This window comes from Sinomonas cyclohexanicum (assembly GCF_020886775.1).
In the GTDB taxonomy this organism is placed as follows: Bacteria; Actinomycetota; Actinomycetes; order Actinomycetales; family Micrococcaceae; genus Sinomonas; species Sinomonas cyclohexanicum.
The window spans coordinates 1,763,439-1,780,674 of the sequence record NZ_AP024525.1 but is presented as its reverse complement, the minus strand read 5'-3'; the positions used below and the strand labels follow the sequence as shown (position 1 = coordinate 1,780,674).

The window sequence follows — 17,236 nt, the reverse complement described above, 5'->3', positions numbered from 1 at the left end:
CTCAGGATCCCCCAACGCACTGCAAGAGCGAAGGTCGAAGAAGCCAGGGCCCTGAGCGAGCCCGGGATGGCACCGCTGCTCGAGCGCATGCGGGACGGCAGCCTGAACAGGCAACGCGCAGCGATCGCCCTCGACGCCGCGGTCCCGGTGCCCACGGGCCGGCTCGCGGACTTCGCCGAGGCCGCGGCCGAGATCGCCGCCCCCCGACCCCGACCGTGTGCACACCCCGGCCGCGCTGGGCCGGCGGCTGCGGCGCCTCGCAGAGGACTACGCCGACGAGCCGCTCGCTGCCCGCAAGGCCAAGGCCGCCGCCGACCGGCACGTGGACATCACCCCGGCCGGGGACGGGATGTGCCACCTCATCGCCCTCCTCCCGCTCGAGCAGGGCGCCCTCATCGACACCCGGCTCGGCGCGATCGCCCGCTCCCTCCACAGCCCCGATGAGGCCCGTACGACCAACCAGCTCCGCGCGGACGCCTTCCGCGACCTCCTCCTGGGCTCCACGCCCCCAGAGTCCGAGTCGCCGACCGGCCCGCGACCGAGAGCACCGCTGGGGTCCCCGAGAGCACCGCTGGGCGGGGTCCGGATGCAGCTCGTCGTCACCGCCACCGAGGCCACCCTCACCGGGGCCAGCCAGGCCCCGGGCGAGATCCTCGGCTACGGCCCCATCGACGCGGACACCGCCCGGAACCTCGCGGCCCAGACCCCGTCCTGGTCCAGGCTCGCCGTCGGCGGGAAGGACGGGGCACCGCTGTCCATCGGCAGGATCCGCTACGCCCCCACCGCCGCGATGCGCCGCTTCCTGGCCCTACGCGACGCAACCTGCCGATTCCCCGGATGCGACAAACCCTCAGCAGCCACCGACACCGACCACACCATCGAATGGGCCCACGGCGGCACCACCGGGGTGGACAACCTCGCCCTGCTATGCCGTGAGCACCACCGCCTCAAAAGCCTCGCCCACTGGACCGTACGCCAGACCGGCACCCCCACCAATCCCACCCGAGACGACTCCCCCGCCACCACCGAGCCCGAGACCGGCGCTCCGCCCGGAACACTCGAATGGACCTCCCCCTCAGGCCGCAAGCACACCACCTACCCACACATCGAACACCCACCACCCTTCTAAGCAGGTGTGGCCAGATTGACGCCTGGTCTAGTACGCGGCGTCGATGGAGCCGAGCTCGTCCAGACCCGGCAGGTGCGGGGAAAGCTTCGGGAGGTCGGCGACGGAACCGATGCCCAGCCGTTCGAGGAAGTACGACGTCGTCTGGTACAGGATCGCGCCGGACTCGGGGTCGGTGCCGGCCTCCTCGATGAGCCCTCGGGTCAAGAGCGTCTTGACGACGGAGTCGACGTTGACACCGCGGATCGCCGCGACCCGCGAGCGCCCTACAGGCTGGCGGTACGCGATGACCGCGAGCGTCTCGAGCGCGGCCTGCGTGAGCCGGGCCGTCTGCCCCTCGAGGACGTACTTGGAGACGACGTCGGAGAACTCGGGACGTGAGTAGAACCTCCAGCCGCCCGCAACCGCGCGCAGCTCGAAGCCCCTCCCCTGCGCCGCGTACTCGGCTGCGAGCGCTGCGAGGGCGTTCTCGACGTCCGGCCCGGGCACCTCGAGCGTCGCGGCGAGCTCTGCGGCGGAGACCGGCTCGTCAATGACCATGAGCACGGCCTCCAGCGCCGCGGCGATCTCGTTGTCAGCCTGCATGCTGATCCTCCCCATCCCGTTGTCTGCGGGACAGCCCGGCCCCTGCGGCCTGGGGAGCCCCTTCGGTGGGCTGCGCCCCGGTGATCTCGTTCGGGGGCGGCGCCCCGGCGTCGTCGTACTCCGCGCTCACCCGCTCCGAGGTCCAGTCCTCCCCCGCGGTCCACCGGACGCTGAGTTCGGCGAGCGGCGCCGCCTGCTCGAACGCGACGGCCCTGTCGCGGAACAGCTCGAGCAGCGCTAGGAAGCGTGCCACGACCACGAGCCGGGACTCGGCGTCCGCCGTGAGGGCACGGAAGCTCAGGGAGCCCGAACCTTGGAGCCGCAGCCCGAGGAGCTCAGCCTGCTCGCGCACGCTGACCGGCGGCGCGTGGAGGTGCCCGAGCCCCACCTCGCTCGGCGGGGCCTCCTTCGGAGCGAACGCCTTCGCGGCCAGTTCCGCGAAGTCCGCGGGGGTATGGCGCCACACCAATTCGGGCAGGAGTGCCGCGAACGAGGGCTCGAGCGTGACGGAGCGCGGGTAGCGGCGCCCCTCGGCCGCGAGCGTCTCGGCAAAGATCCCGGCGATCTCCTTGAACGCCTTGTATTGCAGGAGGCGGGCGAACAAGAGGTCTCGGGCCTCGAGCCGTGCCACGTCCTCCTCGTCCTCCACCTCGCCGGCGGGAAGGAGCCGGGCTGCCTTGAGGTCCAGGAGCGTTGCGGCGATCACGAGGAACTCGCTGGCCTCATCGAGCGCCCAATCCTCCCCCTTGGCCTGGAGGGCACGCGTGTACGCGATAAAGTCGTCGGTGACGGTGGCGAGGGCCACCTCAGTGATGTCGAGGCGATGCTTCGCGATGAGGCCGAGGAGCAGGTCGAAGGGCCCGGTGAAGTTCTCGAGCCGGACCTCGAAGCCGCCCTGTCCTTGCGCTCCGCGCTCTCCGGGCGTTCCGGGGCCGGCATCAGCGGCCGGGACCGGCTGCGTGTCAGGGAGCTCCACCGCGGGACACGAGCTCTCGGGCCAGACTGCGATAGGCCTCGGCCCCCGGGTGGTTCGACGCGTAGCGGGTGATCGGCTCGGCGGCCACGGTCGCGTCCGCGAACTTGATGGTGCGCTTGATCACCGTCTCGAACACCTTGTCGCCGAAGGCCTCGATGAGCCGGGCGAGGACCTCGCGGCTGTGCAGTGTGCGGGCGTCGTACATCGTGGCCAGCACGCCGTCCACGACCAGACGCGGGTTGAGCCGGTCCTGGACCTTCTCGATCGTCTCGACGAGCAGCGCGACGGCACGGAGCGCGAAGAACTCGCAGATCAGCGGAATGATCACGCCGTGAGCCGCGGTGAGCGCGTTGACCGTGAGCAGGCCGAGGGAGGGCTGGCAGTCGATGAGGATGACGTCATAGTCGTCCTCGATCTTGCGCAGCGCGCCCGCGAGGACCTGCTCACGGGCCACCTCGGTGACCAGCTGGACCTCCGCGGCGGAGAGATCGATGTTAGCGGGCAGGAGGTCCACGTTGGGCTCGTCCGTGGTCCTGATCACCTGGCGCACGTCCACGTGCCGGTCCATCATGACGTTGTAGACGGTCATGTCGAGCTCGTGCGGGTTGATCCCGAGGCCCGCCGAGAGCGCACCCTGGGGGTCGAAGTCGACGAGCAGGACCTTGCGGCCGTACTCGGCCAGTGCGGCCGCGAGGTTGATCGTCGACGTCGTCTTGCCGACGCCGCCCTTCTGGTTGACCATCGCGATGATGCGGGCTGGCCCGTGCGAGCTCAGGGGCGCCGGGACCGGGAACTCACGGAGCGGGCGGCCGGTGGGGCCGAGCTCGACGCCGTTCGCCTCCTCGAGGGAGATGCCGTCCAGAGTCGCTGCGCTGTGCTCAGTGCTCACGTATCCATCCACACTTTCGATTCGTTAGCGGCTTTCGCGTTGCCTGCGGTCTCCTTGACACCCCAGCCTACACACGGGAAACACGCATCCCGCGAACCTTGACAAGAGGCCTTTCGGCGCGCCTCACCCTCAGGCTGAACTTCAAGGTTGAGGGGGCGAACGACGGCGGGCGCGCCGCCCTGGCAGGGGCGACCCGCCCGCCGTCGTGCGTTGAAGCGGCCCGGAAGGAACCGTGGATGCGGAAGGCACCGTCGGCGCAGAAGGCACCGTCAGGCTCGGGCGAGCTCCTCGTCGCTGGCAGCGGCCGGACCGCCGGCCGCTGCTCCGTCGGCGGCCTCTGTGCCGTGGCCGTGGCCGTGGCCTGCGATCATCGTGGTCTCGTCGAACGGGCGGCGGCCGGAGAGCACCTCGCCGACGCGCGCCTTGTCGATCTCCTTGGTCCAGGTGCCCATGAGGACGGTGGCCACCGCGTTGCCGGTGAAGTTGGTCAGGGCGCGGGCCTCGGACATGAAGCGGTCGATGCCGACGATGAAGGACACGCCGCCCACGAGCTGCGGCGCGTGGGCCTGGAGCCCGCCGGCGAGGGTCGCGAGGCCGGCGCCGGAGACACCCGCCGCGCCCTTGGACGCGATGATCATGAACACGAGGAGGCCGATCTGCTCGCCGAGGCCCAGCGGCTGGCCCATCGCGGTGGCGATGAAGATCGAGGCCATCGTGAGGTAGATCGCGGTGCCGTCGAGATTGAACGAGTACCCCGTCGGGACCGTCACGCCGACCACGGGCTTGGAGACGCCGAGGTGCTCCATCTTCGCGATGAGGCGCGGCAGCGCTGCCTCGGAGGAGGACGTCGAGACGATGATGAGGTACTCGCGGGCCAGGTACTTCATGAGCTTGAAGATGTTCACGCCCGAGACGACCTTGAGGACCGTTCCGAGGATGAACACGATGAACAGGATGCACGTGATGTAGAAGGCGACCATGAGCGTCAGCAGGCTCAGGACGGCCTTCCAGCCGGTCGCGCCGACCACGGCGGCGATCGCGCCGAACGCGCCGATCGGGGCAAGCCACATGACCATGATGAGGATCCGGAAGACGAGCGCCTGTGCCTGGGCGATGAAGTCGAGCAGGAGCCTGCCGGTCTTGCCCATGCGCTGGAGGGCGAAGCCGACGAGGAGCGCCACGAAGAGGGTCTGGAGGATCTCGCCCGAGGTGAGCGAGGACATGAGCGTCTTGGGGATGATGCCGAGCAGGAAGTCGGTGGTGTCCGCCGAGGTGCTCGCCTTGTAGGTCGCGTCCTTGAGGTTGAGTCCCTCTCCCGGGTGGACGAGGTTTCCGACCACGAGGCCGATGGCGAGCGCGAACGTGCTCATCACCATGAAGTAGACGAGGGCGAGGCCACCCACCTTGCCGACCGTGGCGGCCTTGGCGATCGAGCCGATGCCCAGGACGATCGTGCAGAAGATGACGGGGGCGATCATCATCTTGATGAGGGCCACGAAGCCGTCGCCGAGCGGCTTGAGGTTCGCGGCGAAGCCGTCCTTGCCGGGGAAGACGAGGCCGACGACGACGCCGAGTACCACGGCGACGATGACGGCGATGTAGAGCCAATGTGTGCGGTCCGCCGGCTTCTTCTTGGCCGGCGCCGTCTCGGGTGCCGTTGGCGACCCGGGTGCCGTTGGCGACATTGCCACGGAGTGCTCCTTCGATGGGGTTTGGGTGGGGTGGGGGTGAGCTGACTTGATACCTTGACGAGTGGCCCCCTGGGGCCGCTTCACGTTCCACTCTGGTCGAGGCTGTGACAGACCTCACCGTTGCGGTCATATTGGTCACAGCCACGTCGGTGAAGCACGAGCGGAAGGAACCTGATGCGCCCGCTGAGCCTGGCCACGCGCATGCTATGGATCCTGGTGCTCGCCGTCCTCATGCTCACCGCGTTCATCGGCACGGCCATGTACGTCGACGCCCGAGATCAGTCCCACGACCAGGCGGCCAAGCGGACGCTCGCTGTCGCCTCCGCGATCGCGGACAACCCGTTCGCGGTCGACGCCGCGCGGCGGGCTGCCGCTGTCGACCCCACCGCCGCGCTCCAGCCGTACGCCCTGCAGGTGACCAAGGACGCGAGCCTGGACTTCATCACGATCATGGCCCCGGACCGCACGAGGTGGACCCACGTCAACCCCGAGCAGATCGGCGGGAAGTACATCGGCAGCGTGGACGAGGCGCTCGCCGGCCACCCGTTCACGGAGGAGACCGCGGGCACCCTCGGGCCGTCCGTGCGCACCATCGTGCCGATCGTCGACGGCGGCAAGGTCATCGGGATGGTCGCGGCGGGCGTGACGGTGAGCGCGATCGAGGTGGCCATCGCGGGGCGGCTGCCAGCGCTCGTGGCGATCGCCGCCGTCGTGCTCGCGCTGGGTTCGCTGGGAGCCCTCGCGGTGGGCCGGTACCTCTCGAGGGTGACACGGGGCTACGGCCCCGAACAGCTCGGGCAGCTGTTCGCCTACTACGAATCCGTGCTCCACTCGGTGCGCGAGGGCGTGATCCTCGTGGACGGCAAGGGGCAGGTGGTGATCCGCAACGACCAGGCCTCCCGCCTCCTGGGCCTGCCGGAGGACGACCTTGAGGAAGCGCGCGGCTACGTGCTCCGCCCGGCGCCCCTCGCGAGGAACCCGCTGCCGACCCTGCGCGAGCTCGGCATCCCGGGCAGCCTTCGCGAGCTGCTCACGAGCGGGCGCACGGCCCACGACGAGATCCACCTCACCGGGGACCGGGTGCTCGTGGTCAACCAGGAGCCCGCTGTCTCCCATGAGGGCCGGCGGGAGCGGGTGCTCGGCGCCGTCGCCACCCTGCGCGACCGGACCGAGATCGAGGCCCTCGGCACGGAGCTCGAGACGATGCGGACCCTCTCGGACGCGCTGCGCAGCCAGACCCACGAACACGCGAACCGGCTGCACACGATCGTCTCGCTCCTCGAGCTCGGGCAGACGGACCGGGCCCTGGCGTTCGCAACGGACGACCTCCGGCTGAGCCAATCCCTCGCGGACGAGCTCGTGGTCTCCGTGGATGAGCCCGTGCTCGCGGCCCTCATCATGGGCAAGGCGGCCCAGGCGAACGAGCGCGGCGTGCGGCTCGATGCCGAGGCCACGGCGTCGATCGCCGGCTCGGGCCTCGACGCGACGGACCTCGTGACGATCGTCGGGAACCTCATCGACAACGCGATCGACGCCGCCGCGGCCGCCGAGGCGCCGGCGGGGGACGCGCGGCGGTGGGTCTCGCTCGAGATCGTGGACCACGGGGACACGGTGGTGATCGAGGTCGCGGACTCCGGCCCCGGCGTCCCCGAGGCCGAGACCGAGCAGGTCCTCACGTACGGCTACTCGACCAAGCCCCACACGGGCCATGGCCGCGGCCTCGGGCTGGCCCTCGTGAAGCGCTCGGTCGAGCGGCTGTGCGGGACGCTCACCGTGTCCCGCCGCGACGGGGCCGTCTTCACCGTGGTGGTGCCCAGAAGGGAGCAGTCCGCATGAGCCAGCCGTCGGGACAAGGTCTGGCCGCCGCACCGATCCGTGTCCTCGTGGTCGAGGACGAGCCCATCGCCGCGGACGCCCACGCCGCGTATGTGGGCCGCGTGCCCGGGTTCGTCCACGCGGGAACCGCGCACGACGGCGCCTCCGCCCTCCGCCTCGCGGGCCAGCTCGCCGCCTCGGGGACCCCCGTGGACCTCGTGCTGCTGGACATGAACCTGCCCGATCTCCACGGGCTCGACGTGGGCCGGCGCATGCGCGCGGCCGGGCACCCTGTGGACATCATCGCGATCACGGCGGTGCGCGAGCTGCCGGTGGTGCGTCGCGCCATCTCGGTGGGGGTGGTCCAGTACCTCATCAAGCCCTTCACGTTCGCGGCATTCGCCGAGCGACTCGAGCACTACCGCGCGTACCGGGATGCCCTCGCGGACGGCGGGGGCCAGCGTCCCAGACGGCCGTGGACGAGGCGCTCGCGGCGCTCCGCGCGCCGGTCGCGAAGCCCCTCCCCAAGGGCCTCTCCCCCGTGACCCTCGAGTCGATCCGCGAGTTCCTGCGGTCCGAGCCCGGTGCGGTCTCGGCCTCCGAGGTGACGGCCGCCGTCGGCGTGTCCCGGGTGACGGCGCGACGCTACCTCGAGCACCTCGCGGACGCGGACGAGGTCTCGCGCTCCGCCCGCTACGGCACGCCGGGAAGGCCCGAGAACGAGTACCGCTGGAGGGGCTGAGGCGGCCCGCGACGAGATTCCGGGCAATCCGCATGCCTCCTGTCCCCGAGCCGGAAACGGGCCTAGATTTGAAGCAGGAAGCCACTGCCCGCAGTGCGTGCTGCGGTGGGGTGCAGGGGCTTTGGGAGGGAAGGGAGCCCGCCATGAGCGAGGAAGACCTGACCGTCGTCGAGGAAGTCGACGTGCGCGTCGTCATTGACATCGAGACCATCCCTGACGGGTCCGGCAACGACCGGGATCCGGACGAGATCGACGCCGAACGCTTCGACGCAGGCTGACCTGGTCGAAGCACCACTGCGCCGGAGCGCCGCGAGGCACCCAGCAGGAGAACCCACAAGAACCGGGGAAGAACTAGCGACCCGGCGGACACGAGAGAGGACCGAGATGACCCACAGCCCGGACTTCGGGAACACCGAGGACGATGACCTCACCGAGCCGCTCGACGGCCGGGACAGCCAGGCCCCGGAAGGCTCGAGCGACAACCCGGAGACGATGGACGAGCAGGACCCCCTCCACGATCCACGGCGGCTCATCGAGCTGAACGTCGAAGAGGAGAACCCTGACGTCGAGCTCGGCATCGACTGAACCTGTGCTCCTGCGTGACGACATGCCGCGCGGCGCTCGCTCCTGTGTGCCTTCTCCTGTAGGGTTAATCCCGTAGTCGTTGTTTCTCACGTTGTGCCTGTACGGCGCCAGCCTCCGCCGGAGGTGTGGTGCGTGCCTGCAGCGGTCTGACGAACACCGCTGCACGTGGGCCTCCGAAAGTCGGGGGACCGCACCGTCCAAGGAGGACATTTTGGCAACTGGCACCGTCAAGTGGTTCAACAGCGAGAAGGGCTTCGGCTTCATCGCCCCCGATGACAATTCTGCGGACGTCTTCGTCCACTTCTCCGCGATCGAGTCCAAGGGCTACCGCGAGCTCCTCGAGGGCCAGAAGGTCGAGTTCGAGACGCAGCAGGGACCGAAGGGCCTCCAGGCCGCGAACGTCCGCCCGCTCTGATCTGCGGGCCTCCCCTCGTGGAAGGCACTGATCGCCCGGAGGGCCGGCAGCACCATGCTGCCGGCCCTCCGGCGCGTCTTGGGCCACCCGTCAGCCAGGGGCGAGCGGCGGCGACGGGGCGAGTGGCCGGCGTCGTGCTCGCGGCGGGCACCGGGACGCGCATGGGCCGGCCCAAGGCTCTCGTGGGCGACGAGCGGGGCGCGTGGCTGCCCCGCGCGGTCCGGCTGCTGCTCGAGGGAGGCTGCGCCCCGGTCCTCACGGTGCTCGGCGCGTCCGCGCACGACGCCGCGCGCCTCCTCCCGGACGATCCCCGCGTGACGCCGCTGGTCGCCCCCGAGTGGTCCGAAGGCCTCGCCGGCTCGCTCAGGGCCGCGCTCGCGGCCGCGGCAGAGCTGGGCTCCAAAGGCCCGGTCGGCGAGGGGCCCCTCGCTCTGGCCGTCACTCTCGTGGATCTCCCCCACCTCGACCCCGAGGCGCTCCGGAGGGTGCTCGCCAGCCCGGTGGGGCCCGCGACACTGCGGCGGGCGGTGTACTCGGGCGTCCCCGGGCACCCCGTGCTGATCGGCCGCGACCACTGGGCCACGCTGGGCAGCGAGCTGGCCGGCGACCGCGGAGCAGGGCCCTACCTCGCCGCGCACGGCGCCGTCGAGGTGGACTGCAGTGGCCTCGGCGGCGATCGCGACCAGGATGAGCCGCTCAGCTGAATCGCTCAGCTGGCCCGCTCGGTTGAGTCATGCCGCCGCCGAGCCGTACGGGCCGCTTCGATCGCTGCATGGCTCGGGGCCCGGGAACGTCGCCGTCCCGGGCCCCGAGCCGTGTGCAGCGCGCTGGCCCTAGGAGATGTTCTTGTAGGTGCCCCAGCCGGTCGCGAGCTGCGTGCGCGTGCCGATGTGGCCGGTGCCGTCGCCCGGATAGAGCCACATCGTGCCGCTCGAGTCCCGGGCAATGACGTCGGCCTTGCCGTCCCCGGTGAGGTCGCCCGGGGCCGCGATGGCCGTCATCGACTGCCATCCGGTGGCCATCTGGATGCGGTTGCCCCAGCCGCCGGAGCCGTTGCCCGGGTAGACCCAGAGGTTGCCGCTCGTGTCGCGGGCGAGCACGTCGTTCTTGCCGTCACCGGTGAAGTCGCGGCCGCTGACGATGACGTTCATGACGTTCCAGCCCCAGCCCACCTGGCTGCGGCTCTTCCAGCCGCCCGCGCCATCGCCCGGGTAGAGCCAGAGGTTCCCGCCGCTGTCGCGGGCGAGCACATCACTCTTGCCGTCGCCGTTGAAGTCGCCCGGCGAGAGGATGGCGGTCATGACGTCCCAGCCCCAGCCGACCTGGACGCGGGCGTTCAGCCCGCCGCTGCCGTTGCCCGGGTACAGCCACAGGGCCCCGCCGCTCGAGGCGCGGGCCAGGACGTCGGACTTGCCGTCACCGTTGAAGTCGCCCGGTGTGATCGTGGCGTTGATGCCGGTCCAGCCGGTCGCGATCTGGGTGCCGGCGCCGATGGTGCCGTCACCGTTGCCCGCGAAGAGCTTGAAGGATGCGCCGTCCGCAGCGAGGACGTCCGCGAGGCCGTCGCCGGTGAAGTCGTGCCAGGACTGGGTGACAGCCGGCGGCTTGATCGTGTAGGCCTGCGAGGCCACGGCCGAGGAGTTCCCCGCGGTGTCGGTGCCGTAGTACTTGAGCGTCATCGCCGCGTTGAGCGTGATCGGCCCGCTGTAGGTCTGGCCCGAGACCGTCGGATCGCTGCCGTCGGTCGTGTACTTGATCGTCGCGGCCTCGTTGGCCGTGAGCTTGATCTGCGTCCCCGCCGGGTACGCACCCGCCGCCGGATCCGCCGTCACCACGGGCGGCGTCGTGTCCGCGGCAATGGTGTAGGCCTGCGAGGCGACGGCCGAGGAGTTCCCCGCGGTGTCGGTGCCGTAGTACTTGAGCGTCATCGCCGCGTTGAGCGTGATCGGCCCGCTGTATGTCTGGCCCGAGACCGTCGGATCGCTGCCGTCAGTCGTGTACTTGATCGTCGCGGCCTCGTTGGCCGTGAGCTTGATCTGCGTCCCCGCCGGGTACGCACCCGCCGCCGGATCCGCCGTCACCACGGGCGGCGTCTTGTCGTCCGCGAGCGTGTAGGCCTGCGAGGCCACGGCCGAGGAGTTCCCCGCGGTGTCGGTGCCATAGTACTTGAGCGTCATCGCCGCGTTGAGCGTGATCGGCCCGCTGTAGGTCTGGCCCGAGACCGTCGGATCGCTGCCGTCGGTCGTGTACTTGATCGTCGCGGCCTCGTTGGCCGTGAGCTTGATCTGCGTCCCCGCCGGGTACGCACCCGCCGCCGGATCCGCCGTCACCACAGGCGGCGTCGTGTCGGTGCCCTTGAAGACCTCGAACTCGGCGAGGCCGGCGGCAGTGGTGGTGCCGCTCACGCCGGTCACTCGGAACTTCACCGAGGTCACGGTACGGCCCGGGAACGGAACCGTCAGAGCCGAGCCGTTATTGGGCAGGGCCCCGACCTGCACGGTAGAGCCGTCGGAGAACTCGAGGACGCCAGAGGTGATCTGTTCGGTCGCGAGGGGACGGTCGAAGAGGTTGACCTCACTCACCGCCGTGGGCTGGGCGAACGTGTACTGGATCCACGCGCCGGCCTTCTCGCCGTTGGACACCCATTCCTTGGAAGCGTCCATGGGGTCGCCCCATGCGTAGCCGTCGCGGGCCTTCTCCGGGCTCTGCGCGGCCGCCTTCTGAGAGGAGGCCGTCACTGTGGTCCCGGAGTCCTTGGCGGCGTCGCCCGTCCACTCGACCGCGGTGATGTACTGGCGCTTGAGCCACTCGTCGTAGGGCGAGTCGGGGCAGCCCTCGCCGGGCGTGTTGCAGACGTTGTGGTCGTAGGGGGCGAACGTGGTGAAGGCCTTGACCTTCTGCGTCAGCTCGTCACCCCACACGTTCTGGGGATACTCGTCGATCACGTAGGCGTCATACGCCGTGAGCGTGTGCGGGCTCGTGTAGGCCTGGCTGGCGACATGGGCGAACTGCGCGGAGGCCCAGTGGTCGCTGTGGTCGTAAGGGTTCTTGTAGGTGCCGGTCCAGTCCTGGGTGCGCACCGTCGTCGGGCGCATCTCGTTCATCAGGGTGACGAGCACGCTCTTGAGCTGTGCCTTGGTGTACGCGGCGCGCCCGTCCACCGGAGTCACCGAGCTGAGGGTGCCGTTCCAGAGCTTGAGGATGCTCTGGTTGTTGTACGTATCGGAGCCGGATCCGTCCGGGAAGCCGTCAGGGATCCGGATGAACATCACCTGGATGTTCGAGCCGGCAAGCTGCTGGCGCTTGATGTCGCGGTTCGCGATCCCGTCGTCGATCTCCGCCCACGAGTTCGCCTTGCCGGCCATCTGGGCGTAGGAGGCCTCGATGCCGTTCTCAAGGCTGTTCCAGTAGCTGGAGCCCTCCCCCGCCTCGCCGGCGGTGAGGAACACCGAGAGCGTGCAGCGGTTGGTCTGGAGGTCACGCATGAAGTCGGGGCTCAGGAACAGCAGGTCGTCATCGGTGTGGGCCACGATATTCATCGCGCCGTCGGTGCACGCGGCCGCCGCCTGCGCGGCGGGCACCTGGACACTGATGAGCGCGGCGGTTCCGAGCACCATGGCGAGCGCGCTGGCTGCTCCCCTGCGGGCGATCCCGCCGATCTGCGCTCTGAGGCGGGACCTGTGGGTCCCTGGATGCGGCGTCGAACGTTTCACTGTCTACCCCAATCTCGAAGTGAGCTCGCCGCAGACGGACGACTTGACGGCTCCCCCCGTCGCGCCGCCGCGCAGCCCGTGCCCGTGGTCGCAGCCGCTGAGTGAACTCGCCGGCTGGGCACAATTTACCCCCCGGCTTGTCCGGCCGGAAGATGATTGCGCCCTTGTCTTCACAGCGGGCGCATAGGAACGGCATGGCAGAGACCTGAACGCCTTCTGGGAAGATGGACGCCATGAGACGACGGGAGCGGCGGGAGAGGGGCGCGTTGGTCAGCGGCACGGCGCTCGCGCTGTCCGCGGCTCTGGCCGGCGCCGGCCTCGTGTCCGATCAGGACGAGGCCCACGCCGCGGGGGCTCTGCGGGTCGTCGTGGTCGGCGATTCGCTCAGCACGGGCTACGGGACATCCGCGGCCTGGGCGTGGCCGCGCCTCCTCTCCCAGCAGGAGCAGGGCCGGCTCGACGTGGTCAACGCCTCGGAGAACGGCGACGGGTATCTCGCGGTGGGCGTCGCCGACGGCACCTTCGGCTCCCACGCGCAGGCCGTCATCACCCCGGACACCTCCATGGTCGTCTTCTTCGGCTCGGAGAATGACATGGGCGAGGACCTCGCGGAGCTGACCGCCGCCGCCGTCGCCGATCTGACCACCGCGCACGAGGCCGCCCCGGATGCCCGGATCGTCGTGGTCGGGCCGACGGCCTTCACCGACGACCCCGAGCCCGCGCGACTGGCAGTCCGGGACGCCCTCGAGTCGGCCGCCGCCCAGACCGGCGTCAAGTTCGTCGATCCCCTGGCCGGGAACTGGCTCGCTGGCGCCCAGTACGAGGGCCCGGACGAGGACCACCCCACCATTGCCGGCCAAGAGCAGCTCCGGGACGAGATGACGCGCGCGCTGGGGCTCTGACCCAGCGGCCCGCCGTTCAGGGATTCAGTCAAGCACCGCTCACGCGTGCAGTGCTCAGGCGAGCAGCTTCCCCCAGCGTGGCTCCAGCAGCGGGGCGCCCGCCACCTGAAGACAGCGCCAGAGCGTGACCGCCACGGAGTCCAGCACGGGCACGCCTGTCCGCTCCTCGACCTCTGCGGCGACGGGCGCACCGTAGAGGTTGGTGCACAGGTACACGAGGGCGTCTGGGCTCTGCGCCGCGAGTTCGAGCGAGCCCGGCACGAGGTCCTCCGGCGCCACCCGCGCGAACGACTCATTGTCCGTGAGCCCGAGCGCGCGGTGTCCGCTGACCCTGATGCCCGCATCCGCATAGCGCGCGATCACCTGGAGGTTGACGTCCGGCGTGTAGGGGGTAACGAGTCCGATCGATGCCGTGCCGAACTCGGCGAAGGCGTCGAAGTAGGCGAGGGTAGACGTCGTCGCCGGGACTCCCGTGGCAGCGGTGATCTCGGCGGCGATCTCGCGGTCGTGGTCGAGCCCGAGCCACGACCCGGACGTCCCGTTCCACGCGATGACGTCGACGTCCGCTGTGGCAAGGAGTTCTGCCGCAGCGCGCATCCCCTCGACGTCGAACTGCCGGTCCGAGCCCGAGTCGAGGGCGATGCGCGTCACCGGGATCCGTGCCGAGTGGACCGTGACGTCGTCGCGCCCGCCCAGGATCCGATAGCTCATGGGCTCGAGGCACGTGTTGGACGAGGGGACGATCATGCCGACGCGGCGGGGCCTTGCTGACTGGACCATTGCTCAGGAGCCTTTCGTGCGGGATGCGGCGAGTGCCATCGGGGGCTCGGTCGTGGACTCCCGATACCCCGCTCGGGGGATGAAGCGGCCCACCGGCCCCGGATCGTGGAAGCCATCCGCGTCGAGGACCACCCGGCCCGCGGCAACCACCGTCTGAGGCCAGCCGCGCAGTTCGCGACCGTGGAACGGGGAGAAGTCGGTGCCCATGTGGAGCGCCCCGCCGTCCACGGTGCGCGACTCGCCGGGATCGAAGACAACCAGGTCCGCGTCGTAGCCAGGGGCGATGATCCCCTTGCCGGGCAGGGCATTGATCCGGGCGGGAGAGGCCGCGAAGAGGTCGGCGAACCGCTCGAGGAGGCGCTCGTCGTCGTGCGGCGGGTTGCGCAGGCCGTCGCGCGTGAACGCTTCGGCGAGCGCCGTGAACGCCACCGGCATGCGCGTCTCGACTCCGGGGAGGCCATGGGGCATCTGGCGGATGTCATCGGTGCGCTCACGCTTCTGCGTCAGGTCGTAGCACGAGTGGTCGCTCGAGACCGTGTGGATCGAGCCCTCCGCGAACCGCTCCAGGAGCCCCGCGACGGTCTCCGCCGATCGCATCGGCGGGCAGCAGGCATACCACTCGGGGAACCTCGACGCGTACACGCCGTCGTCGAGGACGAGATAATGCGGGCACGTCTCCGAGTGCGCCTCGACGCCTCGGGCGCGGGCCTCGGCGACGAGGTCGACGGCCCCGGGCGTGGACTGGTGCACGAAGTAGACGGGGGCGCCCGTGTACTCGGCCATCGCGAGGACCTCCCGCACCGAGGCCTCCTCGGCGAGCTCGGGGCGGGTCTCGTGCAGGTGCTCGACCCCGATGCGCCCGGCGTCGGCGTGCTCCTGGGTGCAGTCCACGATCATGGCATCGTGCTCAGCGTGGATGTAGGTGAGGCCGTCGAGTCGGGCCATCTCGCGCATGACCTTCAGGACCGTGTCATTGTCCGCCATGGTCGAGCCCCGGTTGGTCATGTACATCTTGACGCTGCGGATCCCGAGGGCAGCGAGTTCCTCGAGCTGGGCCGGGACGGTATCGTCCCAGTCGATCACGGAGCCGTGGAGGGCGACGTCGCACCGCGACTCGGCGGAGAGCGCGAGCTTGTTCCTAGCGGCCTCGAGCGGGGTCTCCTGCGAGTCGCGCGGGATGCCGAAGTCGAGGATCGTCGTCGTGCCTCCCCACAGCGCTGCGGTGGACGTGACCGCGTAGTCGTCGAGGGTGCGGAAGCGTCCGGTGATCTGGGCGACGTGGCAGTGGCCGTCGATCCCGCCCGGGATCACGGCGCGTCCGGCAGCGTCGACCACGCGCCCCGCGGCGGGGACGGGCTCCTCAGCGTCGAGGACCGCGGCGATCCGGCCGCCGTCGATGACAACGTGGGCGTGCCTGCTGCCCGTCGCATTGACCACGAGGCCATTGGCGATGACGAGGTCGGCCCTCCCTGTTACACGTCCCTCGTTCATGAGGGGCTCCCGGCGACGGCGACGTGTGCGGACTGGGCCGCATCGAGGGCGGCGTCGAGCGCGGGCGAGAGGCCGGCGCGGCGCTTGAGGGGAGGAGCGGCGAAGGAGCCCGCACGGTGAGTGCCCGAGGCGAGGCCGACGACGGCCTCGGCGAGCCGGACGCCGGCGCCGATCCCATCGACCACTGGCACCGGGATCTCGTCTGCGACGTCCCTGGCGAGCCCGGCGAGGGGCGCGCCGGCGAGGATCACGACGTCGGCCCCATCCTCCGTGACGGCACGCCGAGCGAGCTCGACGAGGGTCGGGCGGAAGTCCTCCTGGACAGTGCCGATTCCTCGCAGCGCCTCCGTGATCGACCGGATGGAGGCTAGCCTGCCCCCGAAGCCGAAACGCTCGACGCAGTCCCGGTACCAGGCCGTGATGCGATCCGAGATCGCGATGATCGAGAATCGCTGCCCCTGGAGCGCGGCGGCGCAGAGCGCGGCCTCCGTGATCCCGATGACGGGCACGTCGGCGAGCTCCTTGAGCGCGGGCATGCCCGGGTCGCCGAACGCGGCGACGACGACGCCGTCGACGCCGCCCTGGACCGTCTCCTCGGCGATGACCTCGGCGACGGCGCCGGCGGCCACGAGGGACTCGAAGCGGGTCTCGATGTACTCGACGCCGTGGCCCGCGGTGCGGACGACCAGCTCCGTGCCAGGGGCCGCCGATCGCTCGGCCTCCGAGCGGATCAGCGCCGTGACGTCCTCGCTGATGTTGGGGTTGATGACCAGAAGTCTCATGGGTGGTTCCTTGGTGTGGCGGACGATGATGCCTGAAGGCTCAGACAGTGTCCGGATACTGTTCCCTGTACTTGCCGATGTGCTTGACAGACTGGGCCGCGGCACGCTCGGCATCTCCGCTCGCAATCGCGGTGAGCAGTTCCCGGTGCTCCTCGATGAGCTCGGGCAGGTCGGTGACGTGGCGGAAGAGCCAGTGCATGCGGCCCTGCAGCGGCTCGAGCGCCGTGCGGAGGAATGAGTTGTCCGCGATGGCCGTGACCTCGTCGTGGAACTCGCTGTTGTAGCGATGGGCCTCGTTGATGCTCCCCCGGGCGAGGGCATCGGTTGCCGAGTCGAGGAGTCCCTCGAGCCTCGCGACGTCCTCGGGCGTTGCCCGCTGGGCAGCGAGGCGGCACGCGAGCACCTCGAGCGAACTGCGGACGTCGAAGAGGTCCGCGACGTCCTTCTCGCTCAGGCCTGCAACGACCGACCCCCGGGTGGCGCGTTCGGCGAGCAGCCCCTCCTGGAGGAGCATCCGAAGTGCCTCACGCACGGGGAGCCTCGAGACCTTGAACTCGGCGGCGAGGTCCCTCTCGATGAGGCGCATCCCGGGCGCGTAGTAGCCCTCGAAGATCCGGGTCCGCAGGGTGTCGCGGATGACCTCGCGCAGCGGACGCTCGCGCACGGACTCATCGACCGGCTGTGCCATGGGATGCTCCTCCTCGTGTGTCGCCGGCGTCTGGGCCGGCTCGGCTCTGGTGTGCG

16 protein-coding genes and 1 pseudogene are annotated in these 17,236 nt (G+C 70.2%); 8 read left to right on the top strand and 9 right to left on the bottom strand.

Translation table 11 applies throughout. The annotated features are described in order from the left end of the window. The first annotated feature begins 217 nt into the window (after positions 1-217). Complete coding sequence (locus tag SCMU_RS08550; protein ID WP_229232569.1) at positions 218-1,129, top strand: HNH endonuclease signature motif containing protein; 912 nt, start codon at positions 218-220, stop codon at positions 1,127-1,129. Between the two features lie 27 nt (positions 1,130-1,156). Here SCMU_RS08550 and scpB read toward each other — a convergent pair whose 3' ends face one another. The 4 genes from scpB to SCMU_RS08530 form a co-directional block, all read right to left on the bottom strand. Continuing rightward, positions 1,157-1,711 (bottom strand): SMC-Scp complex subunit ScpB, encoded by a 555-nt coding sequence (gene scpB, locus SCMU_RS08545; protein ID WP_229232568.1) that lies wholly within the window; start codon positions 1,709-1,711, stop codon positions 1,157-1,159. Then, complete coding sequence (locus SCMU_RS08540; RefSeq protein WP_229232567.1) at positions 1,701-2,687, bottom strand: segregation and condensation protein A; 987 nt, start codon at positions 2,685-2,687, stop codon at positions 1,701-1,703. The genes scpB and SCMU_RS08540 overlap by 11 nt, the downstream gene beginning before the upstream one ends. Further along, positions 2,674-3,576 carry a ParA family protein gene (locus SCMU_RS08535; RefSeq protein ID WP_443020249.1) on the bottom strand — a complete coding sequence of 301 codons (903 nt, stop codon included), beginning with the start codon at positions 3,574-3,576 and terminating at the stop codon, positions 2,674-2,676. The genes SCMU_RS08540 and SCMU_RS08535 overlap by 14 nt, the downstream gene beginning before the upstream one ends. Before the next feature lie 269 nt (positions 3,577-3,845). Beyond that, positions 3,846-5,261 (bottom strand): cation:dicarboxylate symporter family transporter, encoded by a 1,416-nt coding sequence (locus tag SCMU_RS08530; protein ID WP_229232976.1) that lies wholly within the window; start codon positions 5,259-5,261, stop codon positions 3,846-3,848. 180 nt (positions 5,262-5,441) lie between these two features. Between SCMU_RS08530 and SCMU_RS08525 the strand changes: the two genes are divergently transcribed. The 6 genes and pseudogenes from SCMU_RS08525 to SCMU_RS08505 all read left to right on the top strand — a co-directional run bounded on the left by SCMU_RS08525 (position 5,442) and on the right by SCMU_RS08505 (position 9,528). Next, positions 5,442-7,103, top strand: a complete 1,662-nt coding sequence (locus tag SCMU_RS08525) for a sensor histidine kinase (protein WP_229232566.1) — start codon at positions 5,442-5,444, stop codon at positions 7,101-7,103. Beyond that, a pseudogene (locus tag SCMU_RS08520) lies at positions 7,100-7,824 on the top strand (response regulator). The gene SCMU_RS08525 and the pseudogene SCMU_RS08520 overlap by 4 nt, the downstream one beginning before the upstream one ends. Before the next feature lie 143 nt (positions 7,825-7,967). Continuing rightward, positions 7,968-8,102 (top strand): hypothetical protein, encoded by a 135-nt coding sequence (locus tag SCMU_RS20735; RefSeq protein WP_274602941.1) that lies wholly within the window; start codon positions 7,968-7,970, stop codon positions 8,100-8,102. A gap of 106 nt (positions 8,103-8,208) precedes the next feature. After that, on the top strand, positions 8,209-8,409 hold the full coding sequence (locus tag SCMU_RS08515) for a hypothetical protein (RefSeq protein WP_229232565.1): 201 nt from the start codon (positions 8,209-8,211) through the stop codon (positions 8,407-8,409). A 211-nt stretch (positions 8,410-8,620) separates the two neighbouring features. Beyond that, positions 8,621-8,824 (top strand): cold-shock protein, encoded by a 204-nt coding sequence (locus SCMU_RS08510; RefSeq protein ID WP_189695230.1) that lies wholly within the window; start codon positions 8,621-8,623, stop codon positions 8,822-8,824. A gap of 122 nt (positions 8,825-8,946) precedes the next feature. Continuing rightward, positions 8,947-9,528, top strand: a complete 582-nt coding sequence (locus SCMU_RS08505) for a nucleotidyltransferase family protein (protein ID WP_229232564.1) — start codon at positions 8,947-8,949, stop codon at positions 9,526-9,528. A 129-nt stretch (positions 9,529-9,657) separates the two neighbouring features. Here the strand turns inward: SCMU_RS08505 and SCMU_RS08500 are convergent, their stop codons facing one another. Further along, positions 9,658-12,441, bottom strand: coding sequence for a chitobiase/beta-hexosaminidase C-terminal domain-containing protein (locus tag SCMU_RS08500; RefSeq protein ID WP_229232563.1), 2,784 nt, complete (start codon positions 12,439-12,441; stop codon positions 9,658-9,660). A 329-nt stretch (positions 12,442-12,770) separates the two neighbouring features. Between SCMU_RS08500 and SCMU_RS08495 the strand changes: the two genes are divergently transcribed. After that, complete coding sequence (locus SCMU_RS08495) at positions 12,771-13,439, top strand: SGNH/GDSL hydrolase family protein (RefSeq protein ID WP_229232562.1); 669 nt, start codon at positions 12,771-12,773, stop codon at positions 13,437-13,439. A 54-nt stretch (positions 13,440-13,493) separates the two neighbouring features. Here the strand turns inward: SCMU_RS08495 and SCMU_RS08490 are convergent, their stop codons facing one another. The 4 genes from SCMU_RS08490 to SCMU_RS08475 are packed head-to-tail and all read right to left on the bottom strand — an operon-like array spanning position 13,494 to position 17,180. Continuing rightward, on the bottom strand, positions 13,494-14,219 hold the full coding sequence (locus tag SCMU_RS08490) for a maleate cis-trans isomerase family protein (RefSeq protein ID WP_229232561.1): 726 nt from the start codon (positions 14,217-14,219) through the stop codon (positions 13,494-13,496). 3 nt (positions 14,220-14,222) lie between these two features. Continuing rightward, the gene (locus tag SCMU_RS08485; protein WP_229232560.1) at positions 14,223-15,710 is read right to left on the bottom strand and encodes an amidohydrolase family protein; all 1,488 of its coding nucleotides are present in this window, start codon (positions 15,708-15,710) and stop codon (positions 14,223-14,225) included. After that, positions 15,707-16,492 (bottom strand): aspartate/glutamate racemase family protein, encoded by a 786-nt coding sequence (locus SCMU_RS08480; RefSeq protein WP_229232559.1) that lies wholly within the window; start codon positions 16,490-16,492, stop codon positions 15,707-15,709. The genes SCMU_RS08485 and SCMU_RS08480 overlap by 4 nt, the downstream gene beginning before the upstream one ends. Before the next feature lie 40 nt (positions 16,493-16,532). Further along, entirely contained in the window at positions 16,533-17,180 is a 648-nt protein-coding gene (locus SCMU_RS08475; protein ID WP_229232558.1) for a GntR family transcriptional regulator, read from the bottom strand. Positions 17,181-17,236: the final 56 nt, after the last annotated feature.